This window comes from Cupriavidus sp. Met-2 (assembly GCF_049843575.1).
GTDB lineage: Bacteria > Pseudomonadota > Gammaproteobacteria > Burkholderiales > Burkholderiaceae > Cupriavidus > Cupriavidus metallidurans.
The window spans coordinates 1-23,404 of record NZ_JBBHZL010000005.1; the positions used below are offsets into that span (position 1 = coordinate 1).

A 23,404-nucleotide genomic window follows, 5' to 3' on the forward strand; every position below is an offset into this window, starting at 1 on the left:
GTGGTGGCCGATGAAGCCGTTGATGCCAAGAATCAGGACTCGCTTCTGCTGCATGGATATATATGAAACCAAATTGATAGTGACCGACCTGAAGCCAGCCGGGGAGTTATTCGGAGCAGGTTTTACTGGGGCCCGGCAAGCGATGCCACGTTCGCCACCACCACGCGACGCCAGTCACGCGCCACCACGTACATCGACAAGGTCGGCGCGAGCGCCAGATAGGTGTCCGGGGACATCACGGCCATGGCCGGCTGGCCGTTCTTCCAGAGCTTGGTGAAACTGTCGACATCGGGCACCACGCGCTGCGGCTCCACCGTCGCGCCAAACGTCAGTTCGTCGGCTTGCCCCACCATCATCAGCGGATGACGCAGGTAGAACGGCAACGTATGGTCGAGCATCTGCACGCCGTAGAGCGGCATCTCCGGCGTCAGCTTCTGCGCGATCTGCGGCGCGATATCGGCGCCCGACGCCGGGCGGCCGACCGTCTCGTGGCCAAGCAGCGCCACGGTGAAGCCCAGGTACATGCCCATCGCGTAGACCGCCACGCTGGGCAGCACGCCACGGCGCAGCAGCAGGCGGGCCACCGCGATGCCCAGCAGCATCACGACAAAGGCCACGGCCACCCAGACTGCGTAGGCGCGGTAGAACGAATTGGGAATGTGGTTGGCATTGAGTGTGGCCACCACGGGACTGGCCAGCAGCCCGCAAGCCGCCACGATGGCCATGCCGATGAGTTGCTTGCCCCAGCTACGCGGGCTCAGGCGATCGAGCGCCACCCCGGCGAGAATGCCCAGCGCGGGGATTACCGGCACGATATAGCCCGGCAGCTTCGAGCGGGAAATGCTGAAGAACACGAAGATCGCGATGGCCCAGATGCCGGCCATCAGCGCCGGACGGAAGCGTGCCTGCGTGCCTTCGACCGGCGCGCGCATGGCGGTCCACAGCTTCGGGAAGATGCCCGCCCACGGCAGGAACCCGCCGATGACCAGCGGCAGGAAGTAGAAAACCGAGCCCGACCGCGAGTGGATATTCGACGTGTAGCGCTGCCAGTGCTCGTGAATGAAGAAGAAGTTCGGAAATTCGGGGTTACGGACCGATACCAGATAGAACCACGGTACCGTGATCACGAGCATCACCACGACGCCCAGCGCCAGATGCAGGCGGCGCCAGAGGCCCCAATCCCGCGTCACCAGCGTATAGACCACCAGCACCAGCCCCGGGAGCGCGATGCCCACCAGCCCCTTGGTCAGGATGGCCACGCCCATCGCGGCCCAGCAGGCGACCATCCAGCCGCGCCGCGCCGCCACGGAGGCGTCCGGATGCTGGCCCATCAGCATGAAGGCCAGCACGCAGGACATCACGCCCGCCAGGGTCATGTCGAGCGTATTGAAATGGGCCGCCACGCTCCACATCGGCGCGGCCAGCAGGGCAAGGCCGGTGAAGGCCGCGGCACGCGCGCCAAACCAGCGACGCGCGGCCATCATCGACACGCCGATGCCGAGCAACCCGGACAGCGCCACGGCCAGCCGTGCCTGCCACTCGCCCAGCCCGAAGAGTTCGTAGCCCACCACCGTTACCCACATATGGAATGGCGGCTTCTCGAAATACTTCAGCGCGTTATAACGAATCGTCACCCAGTCACCCGAGGCGAACATCTCGCGCGAAATCTCCGCATAGCGCCCTTCGTCGGGCCCGACCAGATGGCGCATGTCCAGCGAGACGAACCAGACCACCAGGGCCACGGCGACAAACAGCACGACCCAGCCTGTGGCGGCCGACCAGCCGACCGCCCCTTGGGTCGACTGCGAGGATGCGACGGACGCGCGTTGCTGAGAGGTGGGTTGCGGCATGAAAGGGAGGGATGGGTAGGTGGGCTATCAGGGAAATCTCTGGCGCGACGCCATGCCCAGAAAAGCCGGCGTTCGCGATGACACCGGCTAAAAATAGCGCGCAGATTATGAGAGAAACGTTAACGTCAGATTAATAATGCGACACACAGCCTGCGATGCTACGCTTTCCAGCGGCTGATATGGACCTTACGGCGCGATTGGTGCCACTATCTCAAACAGCCGTTTCAGTCACTATAAGATGCGAATCCTGATTGTTGAAGACGACCCGATGCTCGGCGACGGGCTCCAGCGCGGCCTGAAACTGATAGGTCATGCCGTGGACTGGTTTGGCACCGCCGCTGAAGCCGACCGTGCCATTGGCATGATGCACTACGACGCCGTAGTGCTGGACCTTGGTCTGCCAGACGACGATGGCGTGGCGTTGCTTGGCCGTTGGCGCCAGCAGGGCCGGCAGATGCCAGTCGTGGTGCTGACCGCGCGCGATGCCGTGGCCAGCCGGATCTCCGGGCTAGACGCCGGCGCCGATGACTACCTGGTCAAGCCAGTGGAACTGGACGAGCTGGCCGCCCGGCTTCGCGCAGTCACCCGCCGCGCGGCCGGGATGCCCGAGCCCGTCTGGCGTCATGGCCCACTCGAGTACCAGCCCGCTGCGCGCCTGGCGCTCTGGCACGGCAAGGCCGTGGACCTGACCAGCCGGGAATCCATGCTGCTGGAACTGTTGCTGACCTACCCCAACCGTGTGCTGACGCGCGAATTCCTGCGCGACAAGCTCTATGACTGGGACAAAGGCTCCGAAAGCAACACGCTGGAAGTCCACATCCATCACCTGCGCAAGAAGCTCCATCCCGGCATCGTGCGCACGCTGCGCGGCGCCGGCTACACCCTGGGCACGCTCGAGGCGATCGAGATCGGCACCTCGGAACCCGAGGGCGGGGATCGCGCATGACGCTGCGGCGGCGGCTGATCCTGGCCGTCCTGGCCGCCGTGACGTTTGCATGGGTACTGACCAGCGCATTGATCTACCTGAGCGCCCAGGAAGAAATCAACGAGCTCTATGACACCGCGATGGTCCGCATGGCCCAGCAGATGCAGGCCCTGCTGCCGCGCGTGCATACGCAAACCTCGCCGGCGCCGCCGGCGGCGAACGGGCCGATCCCCGGAGATGCCGATCTGGTCGACGAGGGGTCGGCCGGGCTTGGTGATCTGGCGATCGCCGCATGGCGCCCCGACGGGGAGCCCCTGCACATCGACCCGGACGGAGATCACCTGCCCCGGTTGCCCGACGTCCAGGGGTTCACCGAGCGCAAGATCGACGGCGTGCCCTGGCGGCTCTACTACCTGAACGACCCGGCACAAGGCTGGCGCGTATGCGTCGGTCAGGTCAAGGCCGAGCGTGGCGAACTGATCGTCGCGTATCTGCAGGCGCAGGTATTGCCTTGGGTCTTTGGTCTGCCGCTGCTGACCACGCTGCTGCTCTGGGGCGTGAGCCGCGCCCTGCATCCCGTGCTGACGCTGTCGCAGGCCATTGCCGCGCGCGTACCGGGCGATCCTACCCCGCTGACACTGCATGAGGTGCCGCGCGAACTCGTGCCGCTGGTGACGGAAATGAACAAGCTGCTGAGCCGCGCCACGGCGCTGCTCGAACATGAACGCCGCCTGACCGCCGATGCCGCGCACGAACTGCGCACGCCGCTGGCGGCCCTGAAGGCCCAGTGGGAAGTCGCACGCCGCTCCGACGATCCGACCGAGCGCTCCCGCGCCGCCGCCAACGTCGAGGCCGGCATCGACGGTATGAGCCGGCTGGTCTCGCAACTGTTGACGATGAGCAGGCTCGAGGACGAAGAGGCGCCGCCCACGCGTGGCCCGGTGGACTGGCGGGAGGTGTCGCGGCAGGTGCTGTCGGATTGCCTGCTGCTATCCGAACGGCGCAACGTCGACATGGAAGTGCTGTGGCCTCCGGCAGGCCAGCAACCGCTACCTGTCAACGGCGACCCAACACTGCTCGGCACGATGCTTCGTAATCTGATGGACAACGCCATCCGCTATAGTCCGGCTGGCACGGTGGTGACGCTGGCGTTCGAACCTGACCGGATTACCGTGTCCGATCGTGGCCCGGGCGTAGCACCGGAACTGCTGCGGCGGCTCGGCGACCGCTTCTTCCGCGCCGCAGGCCAGCAGGAGCAAGGTAACGGACTCGGGATTTCGATCGCGCGCCGTGTGGCCGTGCTGCATGGGCTCGCGCTGGAGTTCGCCAACCGTCAGGCCGGCGACGGCAGTGGACTGGTGGCTGCCATCCGCCTCAATGGCATGTATTGATCGGCATTGGCCCACAATGACGGGAAATCGTCAGAACCAGCATCCAGCATGAGCACGCTCCGCGCCACCGAAACCCATCGCGCCAGCCAAAGCGCCTGGGAGGTCTTCCTTGTCTTCCTGCGGCTCGGTCTCACCTCCTTTGGCGGGCCGGTCGCCCATCTGGGCTACTTCCGCGACGCCTTCGTCACGCGCCGTCGCTGGCTCACCGAACACGCTTATTCCGATATCGTCGCGCTATGCCAGTTCCTGCCCGGCCCGGCCAGCAGCCAGGTAGGCATGGTGGTCGGTCTGTCGCGGGCCGGCTACCCCGGCGCGCTGGCCGCGTGGGTCGGCTTCACACTGCCATCGGCAATCGCATTGATCCTGTTCGCGCTGGGCCTGTCGCACTATGGCAATCTGGTGCCACCGAGCGCGCTGCACGGGCTCAAGGTGGCGGCGGTGGCGGTGGTCGCGCAGGCGGTCTGGGGCATGGCGCGCTCGCTGTGCCCCGACGCTCCGCGCATCACGCTGATGATTCTCGCCGCCGTGGCCGTGACACTGATCCCCTCGCCGTGGTGCCAGGTCGGTGTGATGGTGGTCGCCGGGATGGTCGGCGCGCAGCGCTTCCGCACCGCACAGGTCCCGCCACACGAACCACTGTCGATACCCGTTGGGCATGGCGCGGCAATCGGATTCCTGCTGCTGTTCGCGGGACTGCTGGCCGGCCTGCCCGTGGTTGCCAGCTTGATTCCGAACCATGCCCTGGCGCTGGTCGATGCGTTCTACCGTGCCGGCGCGTTGGTGTTCGGCGGCGGACACGTCGTACTGCCGCTGCTGCAGGCGACAGTGGTACCCACAGGCTGGGTGAACAATGACACCTTCCTGGCCGGCTATGGCGCCGCGCAGGCGGTACCGGGTCCCCTGTTCACGTTCGCGGCGTTCCTCGGCGCAGCCGGTGGGCCCGCGCCGACTGGCTGGATCGGCGGCATCGTGTGTCTGCTGGCGATTTTCGCGCCCTCCTTCCTGCTGGTCTTTGGCGCCCTGCCGTTCTGGGAGCGATTGCGCCGCCACGCGGGCACGCGTGCGGCGCTCGCGGGTGTCAACGCGGCCGTGGTGGGCCTGCTGCTGTCCGCGCTCTATCAGCCGGTCTGGACCAGCGCGATCCATGCCCCCGCCGATTTCGCGTTGGCACTGCTCGCTCTGGCTGCGCTGACCGTGTGGCGCGTGCCGCCGTGGGCCGTGGTGACGGGTTGCGCGCTGGCGGGCTGGGGGATGCATGTGGGCGGGGTGGCCTGAGCCAATGAAGCGCGCGGGGCTGGCTCGCCCTTGCGCCCGCGTGGCAATCGCCGCGCTGATCACACTGCTGTCGGGCTGCGCCGCCTCCACCGAAACCCCTGCTGCGAATGACCCGGCCACCACCATCGACGTGGTCGAGCGCGACTGGCACACCGACGTCTGCATCCGCACCGAGGATGCGGATACGCGCCTGATGCGGCTGGTGATCGGGTACGGGGACTCGCGTTACCTATGTTTCGGCTTTGGCGATCGACACTACCTGCTCAGTCGGGAGCGCGGCCCGATGACGCTGCTCTCGGCGCTGCTCCCCGGCGCAGGCGCCATCCTGCTGACGGTCTTGCGCGATACGCCGGCCGCCGCATTCGGCGCGGACAACGTGGTGCGGCTCGACGTCAGCGAGCCCGGCATGGAACGGCTACGGGAATTCCTGGGCAACGCCGTGCAGACCAACGATACCGGTGCGCCGATCAGCCTTGGAGAGGGCCCCTATCCAGGTGGCCTCTACTTCGGCGCCACGGCGGACTATGACGGCTTCTATACGTGCAATACCTGGACCGCCGACGCCTTGCGCGCGGCTGGCATCCCGATTCTTGGTCCCGTGCTGTTCGCCGACGGTGTCATGCGACAGGTCCGGCAGATCGCGCAGCCCGCGCGCTAGGCCACTAGCACGGCGCCGGACTGCAGATCGTTGTCGTGGTACCCGGGGCCGGCGTCACCACGGTAGTCTTCTGTGGAGGACTGGGATCGCTGCTGCTGAACGACACGCAACCGGCAACGCAGATCGGCAGCATCAGGATCATGATGAGTCTGGACATGGTGTGTCCCTCCTGGATGTGCAAAAGAACAAAAGAACAAAAAAACAATACGCGGCCAGTTTAGATAGCGGTCCTTGGGCGCCGCCATCGGCCTATCTCCTACAGCGGGTGAACAAGAAGACGCTGGCAAGTGGCGTTGGTAGCGCCGTGAAAAGAGAGTGCCGAGCCGGCTGTGGCGGTCCGGAAACAAATAGAGCCGTCTCGGAAGACGGCTCCATGCCCCGCGTACTTTGTGTCAATTCGCCACCTGCCCATCCTGGTGTCTCTGCGGGCCTCCATGGACGATACCGGCGATAGCGAAGTCGGCCCGCGGCAACCCCTCCGGTCGCATCTGGATTCCCGACTTATTCAGCGGGCCAACAACGGATGACATTCTGACGCTGCAATATTTAGGAAATAAGACGCTGCCGAGCCTGATACCGCACACGTGGATCAGATCCACGCTTATTTCTGTTGCGTCCGTTATCGTGGCGCCATCCACTCGCTAGAATGAAACAACCTGCTTCCCGGAGAGTACGTATGAAACGCGATGCCGTTGCCGTGACCGAGACAACTCCAGAGGGGCTGGCCGCCCTGATCTATCACATTGCCCACAGTGCCAGTCAGGGGCAGCTCGATCCCGAATTCGTACGCAAGCTTGGCAAGCGCGTGGACAAAGAACTCGAAGCGATGGAAGCCGGTGGCAAGATGAATGCGACCGACAAGAAGCAGTTGCTGCACGCGGTGCAAACGCTGCACACGACCACAGACGTGGAGGAAGGTGCCCGCCTGACACGCGCGCTGGAGCGCCTGCGCGATCATGATGCGCGCGCCGCGCTGCCCCCCGCCCAGTAAAAGCCCCCGCTGAAAACGAAGAACGCCCCTGGGCCGCCAAGTCGGTCCAGGGGCGTTTTTTTATCCGGCAGGACGGGGGGAAAGGCCCCGCCTGTCGGTGCCTCCCTTTAGCCGGATCGTGGATGCTTAGAAGCGGTGACGGATGCCTGCGATGGCGCCGGTCTGGTTGGCACCGGCGATAGCCGTGCCAGCACCGTTGAGGCCCAGGTTCGATGCGCCCTTGTTGGTCACGTAGCCCACGTTCAGATAGGCATCGGTGCGCTTCGAGAAGGCGTAATCGGCCGACAGCACGAACATCCACGAATCGTTGTTGCTCTCATGCGCATCAGTGTAGTACGCGGCACCAGTCAGGGACAGGGCCGGGGTCACGCGGTACAGGCCGCCGAGCCAGTAGACATTGTTGCGCGCGGCGGCAGTAGCAGCCGTGGCCACGCCATCGTCACGCATCCAGCGATAGCCGGCGAACACCTTGGCCGGGCCAAAGTCGTAGGACGTACCGACGGCCAGACGTTTGATGGCGCGGTCCGAGATGGCCGGCGTGCCGCTCTGAGTCTGGTCATAGGCGGTGCCGACCGAGAAGGCGCCGGCGGTGTAGGCCAGGCCGGCGCCGAATGCGCGACCAGCCTTGTAGTTGCCCGGCACTTCGCCGTTATTGTTGGCACCCGTGCTGTAGTACCCGGTGCCGGTCAGGCCACCGAACTTGCCCGTGTACTTGAGCGAGTTGTCGGCGCGGCCATTGAAGCCCGAGTCAACCGAGTTCAGCGAGTACTTCGGACCCACGCCCATCGGGTCGTAGGCACCGAACAGGTCATACAACGCGTTCTGCTGGCGGCCCAGGGTCACAGCACCAAAGCCGCCCTGCAGGCCCACAAAGGCCTGGCGACCGAACAGTCGGCTGCTCTGGCCGGACAAACCGGTGTCGATGTCGAAGCCCGACTCGAGCGTGAAGATACCCTTCAGGCCACCGCCCAGGTCTTCTACGCCACGCAGGCCCCAGCGCGAACCGGACATGTTGCCCGAGCTCACGCGCACCGCGGTACCACCGTTGCCACCCGGGGAATGGGTAGCGAATTCAATACCTGCGTCGGCGATGCCGTACAGGGTCACGTTCGAGGCGGTTTGTGCCGATGCAACGCCGGACAGGGCGCACGTACCCGCAGCCGCCAAGGCAAATAGAGCTTTCTTCACTGTATATTTCTCTGTTTTGTTTAAGACATTGAGATGCTTCCCCGCTCCGCAGTCGTCCGGAAAGTGCTTGCGACACAACGCCGGCGAGCGGTGACCGATAGGGGCGCATCGCAATTATTCCAATCCAGTATGAAATTCTTGTGTCGTAACTAGAGTTATTGCCGTATCAGGAATCCACCCTCATAGAGGGTTGTGCTTTCAGACGATGCGTGATTCGGGTTTTCCCTGCCCACAATTTGGTAGCATTCACACTTTTCCGAGAACGGCATTTGACGCCCCGATGACAGCGCGCAACGGGACCGAGGTGCCTGTGTCAATGCGCCTGGATTCCATCAAGACCTTCATCGCCTCACGCCTGTCGCTGATCCGTCAGCATTTGCGCCGTCCCACGCGGCGCGAGGTCGTGCTGGCGGTGGCCGCCATCCCGGCGCTGGTGCTGCTCTATATCCTGTTGCTGATCCCGTTCACGCCGGGCATCAGCGACATCCGCAAGGCCAAGTCCGAACAGCCCGCGCAGGTACTGTCGGCCGACGGCAAGGAAATCGCGGTCTACCGCTGGGCCAACCGCGACTGGGTCAAGCTTTCCGAGATCTCGCCCAATGTGGTCGACGCGCTGATCGCCACCGAGGACCACCGCTTCTACCAGCACCACGGGCTCGACTGGCGGCGCACCGCCTCGGCCGCGCTGCATACGTTCTCGGGCGACCGCCAGGGCGGTTCCACGCTCACGCAGCAGCTGGCGCGCAACCGCTACCCGGACGAGATCGGCCGCGCGCCCACTTTGACGCGCAAGCTCAAGGAAGCGATCACGGCACTGAAGATCGAAGCGCTTTACTCGAAGGACGAGATCCTCGAGACCTACCTCAACACGGTGCCGTTCCTGTACAACGCGTTCGGCATCGAGATGGCCGCGCGCACGTACTTCGACAAGTCCGCCGACAAGCTCGACGTGCTGGAAGCCGCGACGCTGATCGGGATGCTCAAGGGCAACAGCTACTACAACCCGGTGCTGAACCCCGAGCGCGCGCTGGATCGCCGCAACACGGTGCTGGCCCAGATGGTGAAACGCGGCAAGCTCGACCCGGCCCGCTTCGAGACGCTGAAGAAGCGGCCACTGCGCATCGACTTCGAGCGCCAGATCGAGGCACCCGGCCCCGCACCCCACTTCGCCCAGCAACTGCGCAAATGGCTGATTACCTGGGCTGACCGCAACGACTACAACCTCTATACCGACGGCCTGGTCATCCATACGACGATCGATTCGCGTCTGCAGACCATGGCCACCCAGGCACTGACGCGCCAGGGCAACCAACTGCAATCGATCGCCAACGCTGCCTGGGCACCGCGCGCGGGATGGTCCGAGAGCCGGGGTCTGGTGCAGGCATTCGTGCGCGAAACGCCGGAGTTCCGCGCCGCGGTGGCTGGCGGCCAGAGCGAGGAAGACGCGCTGAAGCGCCTGATGGCCGATCGCCCCTTTATGCAGGCGCTGCGCGAGCAGAAGACGCGCGTGCAGGCGGGCTTCATGGCGATGGACCCGACAACCGGCGAAATCAAGGCCTGGGTTGGCAGCCGCGACTTCACAGTCGACGCGTTCGACCACGTAGCCCAGGCGCGTCGCCAGCCCGGTTCCACGTTCAAGCCTTTTGTCTATGGCGCCGCGTTCGCGCGCGGGCAGAGTCCCGACGAGACCTTTATCGACCAGCCGGTCGAGATCAAGCTGGCCGGTGGCGAAATCTGGCGCCCCACCGATGAATCGCCGCCCACGGGCCGCGCGCTGAGCCTGCGTGACGGTCTGGTCTACTCGAAGAACACGATCACCGCCCAACTGGTGCAGACGATTGGCGCGGACCGCGTGGCGCAACTGGCCCGTGCGATGGGCGTGCGCGACAGCAAGCTCGAAGCCGTGCCATCGCTGGCGCTGGGCACGAGTCCGGTGACGCTCAAGGAAATGGTCAGCGCCTACGGCACCATCGCCAATGGCGGGCAATACCTCGCGCCGACCATGGTCACGCGGATCGAGGACCAGCAAGGCAATGTGCTGGCGCAGTTCCGCGATCCGTCACCGCAACGCGCGTTGTCGACCTCGGCCAACGAGACGCTCGTCGACGTGATGCGCGACGTGATCGACCGCGGCACCGGCACGGCGATCCGCACCCGCTTCGGCATCCGTGCCGACGTGGCGGGCAAGACCGGCACCACCCAGGACAACGCCGACGGCTGGTTTATCCTGATGCATCCCCAGCTCGTGGCCGGCGCATGGGTCGGCTTCAACGACAGCCGCGTGACGCTACGTAGCGACTACTGGGGCCAGGGCGCACATAGCGCGCTGCCGATCGTCGGTGACTTCTATCAACGGGCCCTGCGCGCGAGGATCATCGACCCGCGCGTGCGCTTCGCGGAATCCAACGAGAAGACCTGGTACTCCGCGATTACCGATCAGATCAAGGGCTGGTACCAGAAGCTGTTCGGCGCCGGCAAGAAGGAAGACGCCGCGCCCGTTCCACGTCCGGCGCCGCGCCGCCCGGCACTGCCGGAGACCGATAACGACGCATTGCCACCGGCCAGCGCATCGGCGGCAATCGCCGACGGCGGCATGGCACTCGACCCGGGTGAAGTGGTGGAAGCCACGCCACCGTCGTCTTCCGCAAGCGCCCCGGCAGCCCCGGCCGCTCCAACCGCGCCTGCCATCCCGGCATCAGCGCCGTCCGTGCCGGTGGTCTCGCCCGTACCGCCAGTGGCACCTTCGGTGGCCGGCGAGCCGGCTCAGTCGGATGCGGCGCCGGCTACAGCGCACTGACACAGCCACACAGACGCTGGCAGTGATTCAGGGCGCCGCGCGCAACGCGCGCAGCGCCTCCTCCGACAATGTCAACGCCGGTACCTCGGCGGGACGTGCCAACAGGTAACCCTGCGCATAGTCGATACCGAGTTCGCGGCACACGAGCAGATCGTCCACGCGCTCGATGCCCTCAGCCACCAGCTTCGTGCCACTGAGCTTCGCCAGCTTGCACAGCGCGCGCACGGCTTCGAGCTGGAACGTCGACGTGGCAATGCCGTCGATGACGACGCGGGCGATCTTCACGTAATCGGGCTTCATCGCGATCCACTGGCCGAGGTTGGCATGGCCGGTGCCGTAGTCGTCGAGCGCGAACTGCGCGCCGCGCGCGCGGATCGAGAAGACGGCCTTGGTCAGCGATTCCAGCGGCCCCAGTGGTGCCTGCTCGGTCAGCTCCAGCACGATGCGGTCCGAAGGCATGTCCACGCGCTGCAGGAAGTTGCGCACATCCTCCCGCGTGTCCTCGATATCACGCAGGGAGTCCGCGCTGTAGTTCAGGAATAGCTTGCCGGGCAGGCGCGCCTGCATGAATGCGGCAATCGCGGTGCGCGCGGCTAGCCGCTCCATGCGCACCAGCGCCCCCGCCCTGGCCGCTTCCGCGAACAGGGCGACAGGGTTCTCCAGCGGCGTGCCCACCGGGCCGCGTATCAGTGCCTCATACCCGAGGATGTCGCCAGTGGCGAGCGACCCGATCGGCTGGAAAACCGGTCGCAGGTACCTTTGTTCGAGGCAATCGGCGATGGTTGGCGTCATGGTGGCGACAAGGCTTGCACTCAAACTGGCGTTGGTTCATGCGGATCTTGCTATCGGAAGAATCCGCTCCCACCGCAGCTATCGGCATAACTCCTCCGCCACTTGAGCCACAACGCACCCTACTTGACGGGGGCATCACCCCCCACTTTCGCACCCCCTGCCCCCGGCTGCCACCGCATTTGCCACCACACCCTCAGCGCTACACCAGACCGATATCCCGCGAGCGCGTCCCCGGAAACACCTGCGCCAGACGCGCATCGTCCAGGCCATACAGACGACGGAAGACACCCCCCAGCACAGCGCGGTAGTCGTTCAGCACGGGATAGTCCCGGTTCTGATTGAGCGAGGCCTGCGTCACCGCGACCTGCTCGCCGACGATGCGGCCACCACGTACATTGCCGCCTGCCACCCAGTACACCGTGCCATGACCGTGGTCCGTGCCGCGCGTGCCGTTCTCGCGGAACGTTCGGCCGAACTCCGAGATCGCCACCACCGTCGTATTGCGCCAGGTCGGGCCAATCTCTTCGGCAAATCCGGCAATGCCGCGCCCCAGGTTATCGAGCAGGTTCGCCAGTTGGCCCTGCGCGCCCCCTTGATTGACGTGGGTGTCCCAGCCGCCCACATCGATGAAACCGATATTGAATTTATCGCGCATCAGCCCGGCCATGCGGCGGGCTTCCTGCTCGAAGCCACGGGCGCTCAGCGCGCGCCGGTTGGCCGCCTGCATTTCGTCCATGCGGCCCGACATCGACTCACCCTCCGCGCTGCGCATCGCGGCCTCGTGCTTGCGCATCGCCTCGGCCTGCTCGGCAACCGTCTGGCGCAGCTCGAAGCCCTCGGCAATCAGCGACTCGAAACGTGTTCCCTTGTACATCTGCGCCAGCATCTGGGTCTGGCGCGCGTCAAATGGCGTACGCCCGGTGCCCTTCAGCGACACGTTTGGCACGCTGAGCGCGCCCGACATCACCATCGGCAAGCCATCGGTAAACGCCACCGGAGCCGCCTGACCACCCATCGACTGCGCCAGGCGATTCAGGAAACCGCTTCCGCGTGGCATGCCGCCGCCGTGCCCATCACCCGCCAGTCCGGCTTCGATGCCGTCCTGCGTCTCGAAGTGGCTGCGCGACATGTCACTGGTCCCCGCGAACGGGATGAACGCCAGTTGCTGGCGCTGCCACAGCGGCAACATCGTCGTGCCCAGTACCGGGTGCAGCGCCCAACCGTCCGCCGACAGCGGCAGCGACGCAGCCGGATCGGGCGACGCACCGTCGGCCACCGGACGCTTGATGGCGATCGTCGGCCGCGACGCATAGTAGAAATCGCTGCCCGCCGGCACCAGAACGTTGGCCGCATCGTAGCCACCGCGCAGGAACACCAGCAGGAAGCGCGCATCGGCCTGCGCGGGCAGCGCGAACACGCGCGACGACATCGTCGGCAGCGTCAGGGCCAGCCCCGCGCCACCCAGGGTCCTGAGCCAATCACGTCGATTCATGACATGCTCCTTGCGCACTCAACGTTGCATCCATTCGGGCGAACTCAGCAATACCGCATTCCATTCCTGCTGAGACCCGGCCTGCGCCAGCGCGCCGCGCGTGGCGGGGCCCAGCGTGGCTTCGATCGTGTCGTAGAACATGCGGCTATTCGGCATCGGAAAACCACGCCGCTGCGTGGGTTGGCCATCCTCGCCAGTGAACAGGCCCGCCGGGCCGTTGCCGATGGTCCGCGCGATCTCGAAGCGCCGCACCAGTTGGCCCGAACTGGCCCACGCGCTTTCGGCGGCCGGGTAGCCGTCCGGCGTCACGTGGCCATACAGCGGCTCGCCCAACTGATTGAGCCAGTTGATTATCGGACGCAGATTGGTGACTGGCCGTCCGTCATAGGCCAGGCGTATCGACGAGACCACAAAAACCATTGGATCCTTGAACTTGCGCGCGCCGTGGGCCGCGGCACTGTCGAACTCCTTCGACAGCAGCATCGTCCGCAGCACCGCGCCGATATCGCCGTCGGTACGCGTGAACGTGGCGGCCATCCGGTCGACCAATGCCTGCGGCGGGGTATCGGACACGAAGTACGTGGCCAGCTTCGCCGAGATAAAGCGCGCCGTGGCCGGATCGCGCGACAGGATGGTCACGGCCCGCTCCACCTCGCTGTAGCCAGTGGGCTCGATGCGCTGGCCCAGCAGCACCTTGGAACCGAAATCATGGCGATTCGGATTGAATTCGAACAGCCCGTCGCTGCGATACATGGCCGCGCGCGCCGGCCCTAGCTTCGGCGGCTCTCCGCGCAGGTTCACACCCAGCCCGGTCAGCACGCGTGCCAGTTCCTGCACGTCCTGCTGCGTGTAGCGCGAGCCGCTGGGTCCGCCCGATATGCCCAGCGTGTGCAACTCCATCAGCTCGCGCGCGTAGTTCTCGTTGATGCGATTGGCCGCGCTCTGCGCGTTGTCCAGATACACCAGCATGGCCGGCGACGTCACCGTCGCCATCACCAGGTCCCGGAACTTGCCCAGCGCGTGCGGACGGATCGCGCGCTCCTCATACTCGGGCAGCATCGACCCGACCTGCCCCTTGGCCGCATAGACGCTGAAGTGGTTCATCCAGAACCAGGTCATCTGCTCGCGCAACTGGCCGGGCGAGTACAACGCCCTCAGCAGATGACGACGCTCGGTGTCGAGCACGAGTTCCCGCGTCTGGCGGTTGATCGCCTGACGCGCCTGCTGCTTCTCGGATTCGTCGGTAAGCGTGTTGATGCGCTCCCGCTCGGCGCGCACGGCCTGCTGGCGCTGTACGGCATCGCCCTGGCTGACGGGCAGCGCCGCGATTGCCGCCGCCACCGGTTGCGGGTCTGCCAGCGGCGTGTGCAACTGCTCTTCCAGATAACGCTCGCGTCCGATCGTCTGGAGGCGCTGCACGCTGGCCTGGTCAGCGCCGAAGCTGACCGTGTTCAGCCAGCGCAGGTCGGCCGACGACAGGCTGCCGAGCTGCGTCGCCCCCGATGGCGGCGTCTGGGCGCAGGCCGCCAGGAACGTTGCCGTGGCCAGCAGCGCCAGCAGGCGCTGCCACTTCCGTGCGCTCGATTTGGGGTTAACCATGAGGACACCCTCTTCTATGACAGATACAGATGGGAATGCCGGTTTGACGCCTGGACGATGCGGTTGGTTGACGGCCAAAGGTACCGAGTCTGTTACGAGAGCTTTCCGCCTGGGCCTGTCATCGCCCGGTCACACTCGCATCCGAGAATTCGGCTTCATGACAGGCGCAGGGCCCGGGCGAATCGCATCGACGATGCGGCATCGCAGCAACGGAAAACCTTGACGCCTGATTTTTCGGCGCTTCAATGAAAACGTTTTCATCGCTGCATGCCCCCACCCCCCGACGAGGAAGCCCATGGCGCCGTCCCGCCGAACCGTGTTGTCGCAAAGCGTTGCCTCCGCCGAGCCCGGTCACGGTGTGACACTGGCCGACGTCGCCCTCGCGGCGAAGGTATCGCTGGCCACCGCCTCGCGTGTGTTCAGCCATCCGCAGCTCGTCAGGGAAACCACCGCCAACCGCGTTCACGAGGCCGCGCAGCGGCTGTCGTTCCGCCCCAACCTGCTCGGCGCCAAGCTGCGCGCGCAGCAGACCCGCATTCTCGGCGTCATGCTGCCCACGCTGGAAAACGCGGTATTCGCCGAATGCTGGCGCGGCATCGAGGAATCGGCGATGGTCGCGGGCTACTCGCTGATGCTTGTGACGAGCGGTTACGACACCGAACGCGAGCGCGAGCGGATCGAATATCTGCTCCGTCATCGTGTCGACGGCATGGTGCTGACCGTTTCGGATGCCGCCCAGAGCCTCGTTCTCGACCAGCTCGACAAGGAGTCGGTGCCCTACGTGCTGGCCTATAACCAGGTATCGGTTCCAGGCCGGCACTCGGTGTCCGTCGACAACCGCGCCAGTGCATGCGAGGGCGTCAAGGCGCTGATCACCGCGGGCCACCAGCGCATCGCCGTGATCTCCGGCGCCTTCATGGCCTCCGATCGCGCGCGGCAGCGCTTCGCAGGCTATGAGGACGCGATGCGCGCGCATGATCTGACGCCGCTCGCCCCGGTCTGCCTGCCGTCGCACACGGCCAGCAATGCCACGCAGATTCGCGAACTGATGACGCGTGCCGACGCCCCCACCGCATTCTTCTGCACCAACGACCTGCTGGCGATCGGCGTAATTTCCGATCTCAAGCGGCTGGGCCGCCGCGTGCCGGGCGACGTATCGGTGCTCGGTTATGACGGCATCGCGCTTGGCGCGCTGGTGGAGCCGCCGCTGGCCACCGTCATGCAGCCGAACGCCGAGATCGGCGCGCAAGCCGTTCACCAGCTTTTGCAACGGCTCCAGCATCGCAACCTGAACCACGATGACGCAGCAGAAGGCGCTTTCCTGCTGCCACACATGCTGCGCCTTGACGGTACCGTCAGCGCGCCGCGATAAAACCTGCCTACAAGCGCCATACGCACCACTTGCCGTCTCAACCTTCAACCAGGGAGCTTCACATGTCGACGCAATCCTTCTGGCGCCGTCCGCTGCGCTGGCTGGCCATCACCGCAACCGCCGCGGCCTTCAGCCAGGGCGTGGCCGCGCAAACCGCCATCTGCTACAACTGCCCGCCCGAATGGGCCGACTGGGCCGCGCAGATCCGCGCGATCAAGGAAAAGACCGGCATCACCGTGCCACTCGACAACAAGAACTCCGGCCAGTCGCTGGCGCAGCTGGTTGCCGAGCGCGCCAGCCCGGTGGCCGACGTGACCTACTTGGGCGTGACGTTCGGCATCCAGGCCAAGGCCGATGGCGTGACGCAAGGGTACAAGCCGGCCAACTGGAACGACATTCCCGACGGTCTCAAGGACCCGCAGGGCAACTGGTTCGCGATCCACTCCGGCACGCTCGGTTTCATGGTTAACGTCGACGCACTGCGTGGCAAGCCCGTGCCGCAGTCATGGGCCGACTTGCTCAAGCCGGAATACAAGGGCCTGATCGGCTACCTCGACCCGGCCAGCGCCTTCGTCGGCTATGTGGGCGCCGTGGCGGTGAATCAGGCAATGGGTGGCACGCTGGACAATTTTGGCCCGGCCTTCAAGTACTTCCGCGAGTTGCAGAAGAACCAGCCGATCGTGCCGAAGCAGACCGCCTATGCGCGCGTGCTGTCTGGCGAGATTCCCATCCTGCTCGACTATGACTTCAACGCCTATCGCGCCAAGTACAAGGATCACGCCAACGTGGCGTTCGTGATTCCGAAGGAAGGCACGCTGGTGGTGCCCTACGTGATGAGCCTGGTCAACAACGCGCCCCATGCCACCGAAGGCCGCAAGGTGCTTGATTTCGTGCTGTCCGACCAGGGCCAGGCGCTGTGGGCCAACGCCTACCTTCGCCCGGTGCGTAACGTGCCGATGCCGAAGGACGTGCAGTCGCGCTTCCTGCCCGCCGCCGAGTACGCTCGCGCCAAGCCGGTCGACTTCGGCAAGATGGCTCAGGTGCAGAAAGCCTTCAGCGAGCAGTACCTGAAGGAAGTCCGCTGATCCAGGCGCCGCCAGACTCCATCATGACCAGACGATCCCCCGCCCTCTTCCTGTTCGCGCTGCCCGCGCTCGTCGTGTTCCTGGCGTTCTTCTGCCTGCCGATGGCACGGCTGATCGAAGTCAGCCTGACCGGCAAGGACGGCGCGGGGGTCTACTGGACCGTGCTGACCAGCGGCCGCTACCTGCACAGCCTGATGGTGACCGTGCTGCTCTCGGCGCTGGTCACGCTGGCGACGCTGGTGATCGCCGGCATATCGGGCACGTTCCTGCAACGCCATCCGGTGCCGGGCAAACCAGTGCTGGTGGCAATGCTGACGTTTCCGCTGGCCTTCCCAGGTGTGGTGATCGGCTTCATGGTCATCATGCTTGGGGGCCGCAACGGCCTGCTGGCTTCGATTGGCGATGCGCTGACCGGCGAACGCTGGACCTTCGCCTACGGCCTCGCTGGCCTGTTCGTTGGCTACCTGTATTTCTCGATTCCGCGCGTGATCCTGACGGTGATGGCCGCCGTCGACAAGCTCGACACCTCGCTGGAGGAAGCGGCGCGCTCACTCGGCGCCAGCCGCTGGCACGTGGTGCGCGACGTGATGCTGCCTGCGCTGATGCCGGCCATGCTATCGAGCGGCGCAATCTGCTTTGCCACCAGCATGGGCGCGTTCGGCACGGCCTTCACGCTGGCCACCCAGCTCGACGTGCTGCCGCTGACGATCTACAACGAGTTCACCAACTACGCGAACTTCGGCATGGCCGCCGCCCTGTCGATCCTGCTTGGTGCTGTCACCTGGATGCTGCTGGCACTGGCCCGCTGGTACTCCGGCGATGCGGTCGCCGCTACCGCTTAAAAGGCCCTATCAAAATGATTCTGGCGTCGTTGCGCGGCCTTGCCGTAACACTTGCAATGTCTGCGGCCGCGCGTCTAGCCAGCACCGCTTCGCTGCATTTTGATAGCGCCTCAATGCCTGCCGAGGATGCCCGATGACTTCAAAACCCCGCCGCACCGCCTATTGGCTGCAACTGACACTCACACTCGCGGTCTGCGCGTTCATGACGGTGCCCGTGGTGCTGTCCGTGCTCGCCGGCCTGACCAACAACATCTTTGTCGGCCTATCGAGCGGCCTGACTACCCGCTGGCTGGTCGAAGTCTGGTCGCTCTACCGCAACACGATCTTTCTTTCGCTGGGTATCGCGCTGGCCTGTCTGGCCTGCACCCTCGTGATCGGCGTGCCGGCCGCGTACTACATGGCGCTGCGGCGCAACCGCGTGACCCGGCTGATCGAGGAACTGCTGATGCTGCCCGTCGCCGTGCCTGGGCTGGCCACTGCACTGGGCTTGATCCTGCTTTACGGCGGCTGGCAGGCACTGCGGACGAGCTGGGTGTTTATCCTGATCGGACACGTGCTGTTCACGCTGCCGTTCATGGTCCGATCGGTGCTGGCGATTCTCTCCGCCATTGACATCCGCACGATCGAGGATGCTGCCGCGAGTCTGGGCGCCACGCGCCTGCAGCGCTTCTTCACGGTGGTGCTGCCCAATTGCCGCCAGGGCATCCTGGCCGGCGCGCTGATGGTGGTGACGTTGTCGGTGGGCGAATTCAACCTGACGTGGATGCTCCATACGCCCACCACGCAAACGCTCCCGGTTGGGCTGGCCGACAGCTACGCGTCCATGCGGCTGGAAATCGGCTCGGCCTACACCATCGTCTTCTTCGTGATGATCATTCCGCTGCTGGTGTTCATGCAGGCGTTGAGCGCGTTGGGCGCGCGTGCCCGCCGCCACGCTCCCCCACCTGAAGCCACCGCCGACCTGCCGGTAACTGCCGTACCCCAATCCGCCGAGACCCGCCATGCATGAGCCCACCGCAATCCGCCTGCGCCACTGCGCCAAGACCTTTGCCGATGGGACGACCGCCCTGCAGCCGCTCGACCTCGATATCGGCGCGGGGGAAACCGTGGTGCTGCTCGGCCCGTCGGGTTGCGGCAAGACCACCACGCTGCGCATCATCGCCGGCCTGGAGCAACCCGATGCCGGGGGCGAAGTCTGGTTCGGGCACACCGCCGTCACCGACCAGCCAATCGAACAGCGCGGCGTCGGCATGGTGTTCCAGAACTACGCGCTGTTCCCGAACATGACCGTGGCCGAGAACATCGCATACGGCCTGCGGGTGCGTCGTACTGATTCGGCCACGCGCAAGCGCCGCGTCAATGACATGCTGGCGATGATGCACCTGGAGCCATTCGCTGACCGGCGCGTCGACCAGCTCTCCGGCGGCCAGCGCCAGCGCGTGGCGCTGGCACGCGCCATCGCCGTACAGCCCCGCGTGCTGCTGCTGGATGAGCCGCTGACCGCGCTCGACGCCAAGCTGCGTGACGCGCTGCGCGCCGACATCAACCAGCTTTTACGCAGCCTGCACATCACGGCCGTCTATGTGACGCATGACCAGGCCGAAGCCATGGCGCTGGGCGACCGCATCATCGTGATGGACAAGGGCCGCATTGCGCAGGCCGGCACGCCGCAGGAGATCTACCGCTCGCCCGCGAATGCCTTCGTGGCCGACTTCATCGGCACGATGAACCATCTGCCCGCCGTGGCCGAAGCCAGACGCTGGCGCGTGCCGGGCGGTACGGTGCCGATGGCCGCCCCGAACGATGCCCCGGTCTCAGCGCAGGCACGCCTGATGTTCCGCCCCGAGGACGTGGCGCTGGTTCAGGCCGATCAAGCCCATGTGGAAGGCACCGTCGTCACCGCGCTCTTTCTTGGCAACCACACCCGCCTGCTGGTGGACGTGGGGACCAGCCAGCCGATGGTTGTCGAAACCGCCCGCCGCGATGCATGGCAGGCCGGTGAACGTGTCGGCCTGCGGATCGACACGGATCATCTGATCACGCTTCACGAAGCGGCATGACCCGCAGGACCCGGACAGACACCATGAACGCCGCTCCCTATCTGGTCGCGCAACTGACCGATCTCCATATCAAGGCGGGCGGCAAGCTGTCGTACCGCCGGGTCGATACCGCCGGCGCGTTGCGCACCGCCATCGACACGCTGCTCGCCGCGCCGCAGCAGCCCGACATCGTCATCGTCACCGGCGATCTGGTCGATTTCGGCAGCGAATCGGAGTACCGCTTCCTGCGCGATCTCCTGCAGCCCCTGCCGATGCCGGTCAGGCTTCTGCCCGGCAATCACGATCATCGCCCGTCGCTGCGTGCCGTATTCGCCGATCACGACTACCTGTTTGCGAACGGCGATGGCGACGCCCCGGTTCACTACGCCATCGACGCCGGACCGCTGCGGCTGGTCGGTTTCGATTGCACCGTCCCGGGCAAACCGGGGGGCCGGGCCGAAGATGCCGGGCTGGCCTGGCTCGATGCCACACTGGCGGCCGCACCGAAGCAACCGACGCTGGTGATGCTGCACCACCCGCCGTTCCACACCGGCATTGGCCATATGGACGACCAGGGCCTGGAGAACGCGCCGGCGTTCGAGGCGATCATCGCGCGGCACCCGCAAGTGGAACGCGTGGTCTGCGGCCATCTGCACCGCCATATCACGCGCCGCTTCGGTGGCACCATCGCCATGACCGCGCCAGGGCCCGCGCATCAGGTTGCCCTCGACCTCGATCCCCAGGCCGCGTCACGCTTCCGCATGGAGCCGCCGGGGTACCTGTTGCATTGGTGGCATCCCGCGCACGGAATGGTGACGCACCTTGCCGCCAGCGGCGACTATGGCGCGCTGCATCCGTTCTTCGACGCGAACGGGAAACTGATTGATTGATGGGGCGGCCGGGCTCGTCCGCGTTCGGTACGCCACATTCAAACGCATGAAAGAGAATCAAGAGCCGCGCCAGAACGCCCGGATCGTGCCAAAGTAGGGCTCCCGCAACCGCGCGACGTCGATGCGACGAGCAGAGATTCCCATGAACCCGCTCATCAATCATCCAGCCATCCTTTTCGTTGTCATGCTGGTGGTCATGTCGTCGGCCACCGCACTTGGCGCGCTGGTGCTGCGCCGCATCCGGCCACTCCCTGCCGAAGTCAAGGACGACTTCGGCATCGTCCAGGGCGCCACGCTGACCCTGCTGGCCCTGCTGATTGGATTCACGCTGTCGATGGCCGTGGGACGGTACGATCAACGCAAGAACCTTGAGGAAGAAGAAGCGAATGCGATCGGCACCGAATATCTGCGGGCGGACCTGATCGAGGGGCCGGAAGCCGAACAGGTCAAGGCGCTTCTGGTCCGATACCTGGACCAGCGCATTCTCTACTACCGCACGCGCGACAGCGCTCAACTGCAGGAAATCGAAGCGGCCACCTCGCTGATCGAGGACGAGATGTGGAAGCTGATGCGCTCGGCGGCACGCGCGAAACCCACACCGATCACGGGCCTGGTGGTGTCCGGCATGAACGACGTTATCAACAGCCAGGGCTACGCCGAGGCCGCGTGGATCAACCGGATTCCGGTCTCGGCCTGGGGCCTGATGATCGTCATCGCCTTTTTCAGCAGCATGATGCAGGGCTACGGCGCCCGATCTGAAAACGCCAAGATCATCCTGATGCTGGTGCTTCCGTTCACCGTGTCGCTGTCACTGGCGCTGATCTCGGATATCGACAGCCCGCGCGGCGGCCTGATCCGTGTGTTGCCGCAGAACCTGCTCAGTCTTCAGGCATCGTTGAAGCGATAGGCCGCGCTTGCCCGATCGGTGCGCCCGGTACGGGACGGAGGACGGGGAGACGACGCGACATCCCCCCATGGCGATGCCTATAATGCATTGGCACCCGGCATCGCCCGCAGAGGCGGAGCCCGGCATGCCGACATTGCCCACCCACCCTCCGCCCCGCCATGCATCCTCTTCGCCATCGTCTTGCCCTGGCCACGCTGACGCTTGCCACTGCCACCGGCTACACAGCCTCCGCCCTAGTCGCACTCATCGCACCCTTCGCACCCAACGCACACGCGCAGCCCGCGCCCGTCGTCTGGCAGATGGCGACCGAGTACCCGGCCACGTCGATGCCCGGCGAAGGACTGACCACGTTTGCCCAGGAAGTCGCTACCCGCACGCAGGGCACATTGGCGCCGCAGCCGACCTTCGACGCCAGCGCGGGCGTCAAGTCCGCCCAGATGCCGGCCGCCATCCGCGACGGCAAACTGCAGGCCGGCGATGCTTTCGGCGGCGCGTTGGGCGAGGTCGATCCGATTTTCCTGCTGTCGTCGCTGCCATTCGTAGCGACGTCGGTGGACAAGGCCCATCGCCTGGCCGATCTGGCCCGCGCGGACTACGCGCAGGCATTCGAGAAGCAGGGCCAGCACCTGCTCTACATCACACCCTGGCCGCCAACGGGCCTCTGGACACACAAACCCGTGGGCACGCTCGACGATCTGCGCACGCTGTCCGTGCGCGCCTATGACGAAACGTCCGCCGACGTCATGCGCGCAGCGGGAGCGAAGGCGCAGAACCTGTCGTTCGCCGATGCCATGCCGCGTCTGAAGGATGGCTCGGTCAATGCCGTGCTTTCGTCGGGCGATGGCGGCGCGGGCCGCAAGCTCTGGGACTACCTGCCCTACTTCACGGCCATCGGCTACGCCATGCCGTTGTCGTTTACGACCGTCAACGCAGCCGCCTGGCAATCCCTGACACCCGCCCAGCGAGACGCCGTGACCGCCGCCGCCAGAGCGACCGAAGGCAAACAATGGTCGCGGCTGAATACCCGCCTGACCGAGAACACCGCCCGAATGCGCGCCAACGGTGTGACCATCGACGACAATCCAGCGCCCGCCGTGCAACAGGCCCTGCAAGCCGCCGGGCTGAGCGCGGTCGGCGTCTGGCAGACACGCGTGGGCGAGCGCGGAGCCGCCTTGCTGAAGACCTATTTCAGCGCGGAGGCAGGGCTCCGCTGAGCACTGCGGCGTGGGTCGGCGACCGAATGATTGCCCTTTAGGGCAGCGGGATTACCCTTTGTGCCAATGGCGCCCGACCTCCGGGTTGCCGATACTC

Annotated in this window: 20 protein-coding genes; 14 read left to right on the forward strand and 6 right to left on the reverse strand. The window is 65.6% G+C overall.

Annotated features, from left to right (window positions below; genetic code table 11):
• Positions 1-122 precede the first annotated feature (122 nt).
• A complete protein-coding gene (locus tag WD006_RS12590; protein WP_011519253.1) occupies positions 123-1,850 on the reverse strand; it encodes a glycosyltransferase family 39 protein in 1,728 nt (575 codons plus the stop codon).
• Positions 1,851-2,088: 238 nt separating this feature from the next.
• On the opposite strand from WD006_RS12590, the gene WD006_RS12595 reads away from it, so the two are divergent.
• From WD006_RS12595 to WD006_RS12610, 4 genes are read left to right on the forward strand one after another with little or no spacing between them, the layout of a single operon-like run.
• Positions 2,089-2,796, forward strand: coding sequence for a response regulator (locus WD006_RS12595; protein WP_011519254.1), 708 nt, complete (start codon positions 2,089-2,091; stop codon positions 2,794-2,796).
• Positions 2,793-4,166, forward strand: coding sequence for an ATP-binding protein (locus WD006_RS12600; protein WP_011519255.1), 1,374 nt, complete (start codon positions 2,793-2,795; stop codon positions 4,164-4,166). The genes WD006_RS12595 and WD006_RS12600 overlap by 4 nt, the downstream gene beginning before the upstream one ends.
• A 48-nt stretch (positions 4,167-4,214) precedes the next feature.
• Positions 4,215-5,441 (forward strand): chromate efflux transporter, encoded by a 1,227-nt coding sequence (chrA, locus tag WD006_RS12605; RefSeq protein ID WP_011519256.1) that lies wholly within the window; start codon positions 4,215-4,217, stop codon positions 5,439-5,441.
• 4 nt (positions 5,442-5,445) lie between these two features.
• Positions 5,446-6,099 (forward strand): DUF2459 domain-containing protein, encoded by a 654-nt coding sequence (locus tag WD006_RS12610; RefSeq protein ID WP_035822426.1) that lies wholly within the window; start codon positions 5,446-5,448, stop codon positions 6,097-6,099.
• A gap of 4 nt (positions 6,100-6,103) precedes the next feature.
• On the opposite strand, the gene WD006_RS12615 is transcribed toward WD006_RS12610, so the two are convergent.
• Positions 6,104-6,256: a hypothetical protein gene (locus tag WD006_RS12615; protein ID WP_155714383.1), complete on the reverse strand. Its 153-nt coding sequence runs from the start codon at positions 6,254-6,256 to the stop codon at positions 6,104-6,106.
• Between the two features lie 519 nt (positions 6,257-6,775).
• Between WD006_RS12615 and WD006_RS12620 the strand changes: the two genes are divergently transcribed.
• A complete protein-coding gene (locus tag WD006_RS12620; protein WP_008641381.1) occupies positions 6,776-7,090 on the forward strand; it encodes a hypothetical protein in 315 nt (104 codons plus the stop codon).
• Positions 7,091-7,216: 126 nt separating this feature from the next.
• On the opposite strand, the gene WD006_RS12625 is transcribed toward WD006_RS12620, so the two are convergent.
• Positions 7,217-8,278 carry a porin gene (locus WD006_RS12625; protein WP_011519260.1) on the reverse strand — a complete coding sequence of 354 codons (1,062 nt, stop codon included), beginning with the start codon at positions 8,276-8,278 and terminating at the stop codon, positions 7,217-7,219.
• A 316-nt stretch (positions 8,279-8,594) separates the two neighbouring features.
• Between WD006_RS12625 and WD006_RS12630 the strand changes: the two genes are divergently transcribed.
• A complete protein-coding gene (locus tag WD006_RS12630) occupies positions 8,595-11,075 on the forward strand; it encodes a penicillin-binding protein 1A (RefSeq protein WP_011519261.1) in 2,481 nt (826 codons plus the stop codon).
• Between the two features lie 27 nt (positions 11,076-11,102).
• On the opposite strand, the gene WD006_RS12635 is transcribed toward WD006_RS12630, so the two are convergent.
• The 3 genes from WD006_RS12635 to WD006_RS12645 all read right to left on the reverse strand — a co-directional run bounded on the left by WD006_RS12635 (position 11,103) and on the right by WD006_RS12645 (position 14,958).
• Positions 11,103-11,867 (reverse strand): EAL domain-containing protein, encoded by a 765-nt coding sequence (locus WD006_RS12635; RefSeq protein ID WP_011519262.1) that lies wholly within the window; start codon positions 11,865-11,867, stop codon positions 11,103-11,105.
• A 199-nt stretch (positions 11,868-12,066) separates the two neighbouring features.
• Positions 12,067-13,359: a DUF1501 domain-containing protein gene (locus WD006_RS12640; RefSeq protein ID WP_011519263.1), complete on the reverse strand. Its 1,293-nt coding sequence runs from the start codon at positions 13,357-13,359 to the stop codon at positions 12,067-12,069.
• Between the two features lie 18 nt (positions 13,360-13,377).
• Positions 13,378-14,958, reverse strand: a complete 1,581-nt coding sequence (locus WD006_RS12645) for a DUF1800 domain-containing protein (protein ID WP_029306379.1) — start codon at positions 14,956-14,958, stop codon at positions 13,378-13,380.
• Positions 14,959-15,253: 295 nt separating this feature from the next.
• Here WD006_RS12645 and WD006_RS12650 point away from each other — a divergent pair, with 295 nt between their 5' ends.
• From WD006_RS12650 to WD006_RS12685, 8 genes are all read left to right on the forward strand, one after another.
• Positions 15,254-16,330 (forward strand): substrate-binding domain-containing protein, encoded by a 1,077-nt coding sequence (locus WD006_RS12650; RefSeq protein WP_029306380.1) that lies wholly within the window; start codon positions 15,254-15,256, stop codon positions 16,328-16,330.
• A gap of 62 nt (positions 16,331-16,392) precedes the next feature.
• Positions 16,393-17,415 carry an ABC transporter substrate-binding protein gene (locus WD006_RS12655; RefSeq protein ID WP_011519266.1) on the forward strand — a complete coding sequence of 341 codons (1,023 nt, stop codon included), beginning with the start codon at positions 16,393-16,395 and terminating at the stop codon, positions 17,413-17,415.
• Positions 17,416-17,438: 23 nt separating this feature from the next.
• Positions 17,439-18,257: an ABC transporter permease gene (locus WD006_RS12660; RefSeq protein WP_008641400.1), complete on the forward strand. Its 819-nt coding sequence runs from the start codon at positions 17,439-17,441 to the stop codon at positions 18,255-18,257.
• A gap of 133 nt (positions 18,258-18,390) precedes the next feature.
• On the forward strand, positions 18,391-19,266 hold the full coding sequence (locus WD006_RS12665) for an ABC transporter permease (protein ID WP_029306381.1): 876 nt from the start codon (positions 18,391-18,393) through the stop codon (positions 19,264-19,266).
• Positions 19,259-20,317, forward strand: coding sequence for an ABC transporter ATP-binding protein (locus WD006_RS12670; protein WP_029306382.1), 1,059 nt, complete (start codon positions 19,259-19,261; stop codon positions 20,315-20,317). Before WD006_RS12665 ends, WD006_RS12670 begins: the two co-directional genes overlap by 8 nt.
• Before the next feature lie 23 nt (positions 20,318-20,340).
• Entirely contained in the window at positions 20,341-21,186 is an 846-nt protein-coding gene (locus tag WD006_RS12675) for a phosphodiesterase (protein WP_029306383.1), read from the forward strand.
• A 142-nt stretch (positions 21,187-21,328) separates the two neighbouring features.
• Positions 21,329-22,093 (forward strand): hypothetical protein, encoded by a 765-nt coding sequence (locus WD006_RS12680; RefSeq protein ID WP_029306384.1) that lies wholly within the window; start codon positions 21,329-21,331, stop codon positions 22,091-22,093.
• Between the two features lie 158 nt (positions 22,094-22,251).
• The gene (locus WD006_RS12685; protein WP_029306385.1) at positions 22,252-23,307 is read left to right on the forward strand and encodes a TRAP transporter substrate-binding protein; all 1,056 of its coding nucleotides are present in this window, start codon (positions 22,252-22,254) and stop codon (positions 23,305-23,307) included.
• The last annotated feature ends 97 nt before the right edge of the window (positions 23,308-23,404 follow it).

Excerpts from the sequence above, each read along its gene's own strand:
- WD006_RS12590 (WP_011519253.1), bottom strand. The coding sequence starts at position 1,850 with ATGCCGCAACCCACCTCTCAGCAACGCGCGTCCGTCGCATCCTCGCAG.
- WD006_RS12595 (WP_011519254.1), top strand. The coding sequence starts at position 2,089 with ATGCGAATCCTGATTGTTGAAGACGACCCGATGCTCGGCGACGGGCTC.
- WD006_RS12600 (WP_011519255.1), top strand. The coding sequence starts at position 2,793 with ATGACGCTGCGGCGGCGGCTGATCCTGGCCGTCCTGGCCGCCGTGACG.
- chrA (WP_011519256.1), top strand. The coding sequence starts at position 4,215 with ATGAGCACGCTCCGCGCCACCGAAACCCATCGCGCCAGCCAAAGCGCC.
- WD006_RS12610 (WP_035822426.1), top strand. The coding sequence starts at position 5,446 with ATGAAGCGCGCGGGGCTGGCTCGCCCTTGCGCCCGCGTGGCAATCGCC.
- WD006_RS12615 (WP_155714383.1), bottom strand. The coding sequence starts at position 6,256 with ATGTCCAGACTCATCATGATCCTGATGCTGCCGATCTGCGTTGCCGGT.
- WD006_RS12620 (WP_008641381.1), top strand. The coding sequence starts at position 6,776 with ATGAAACGCGATGCCGTTGCCGTGACCGAGACAACTCCAGAGGGGCTG.
- WD006_RS12630 (WP_011519261.1), top strand. The coding sequence starts at position 8,595 with ATGCGCCTGGATTCCATCAAGACCTTCATCGCCTCACGCCTGTCGCTG.
- WD006_RS12635 (WP_011519262.1), bottom strand. The coding sequence starts at position 11,867 with ATGACGCCAACCATCGCCGATTGCCTCGAACAAAGGTACCTGCGACCG.
- WD006_RS12640 (WP_011519263.1), bottom strand. The coding sequence starts at position 13,359 with ATGAATCGACGTGATTGGCTCAGGACCCTGGGTGGCGCGGGGCTGGCC.
- WD006_RS12645 (WP_029306379.1), bottom strand. The coding sequence starts at position 14,958 with ATGGTTAACCCCAAATCGAGCGCACGGAAGTGGCAGCGCCTGCTGGCG.
- WD006_RS12650 (WP_029306380.1), top strand. The coding sequence starts at position 15,254 with ATGGCGCCGTCCCGCCGAACCGTGTTGTCGCAAAGCGTTGCCTCCGCC.
- WD006_RS12655 (WP_011519266.1), top strand. The coding sequence starts at position 16,393 with ATGTCGACGCAATCCTTCTGGCGCCGTCCGCTGCGCTGGCTGGCCATC.
- WD006_RS12660 (WP_008641400.1), top strand. The coding sequence starts at position 17,439 with ATGACCAGACGATCCCCCGCCCTCTTCCTGTTCGCGCTGCCCGCGCTC.
- WD006_RS12665 (WP_029306381.1), top strand. The coding sequence starts at position 18,391 with ATGACTTCAAAACCCCGCCGCACCGCCTATTGGCTGCAACTGACACTC.
- WD006_RS12670 (WP_029306382.1), top strand. The coding sequence starts at position 19,259 with ATGCATGAGCCCACCGCAATCCGCCTGCGCCACTGCGCCAAGACCTTT.
- WD006_RS12675 (WP_029306383.1), top strand. The coding sequence starts at position 20,341 with ATGAACGCCGCTCCCTATCTGGTCGCGCAACTGACCGATCTCCATATC.
- WD006_RS12680 (WP_029306384.1), top strand. The coding sequence starts at position 21,329 with ATGAACCCGCTCATCAATCATCCAGCCATCCTTTTCGTTGTCATGCTG.
- WD006_RS12685 (WP_029306385.1), top strand. The coding sequence starts at position 22,252 with ATGCATCCTCTTCGCCATCGTCTTGCCCTGGCCACGCTGACGCTTGCC.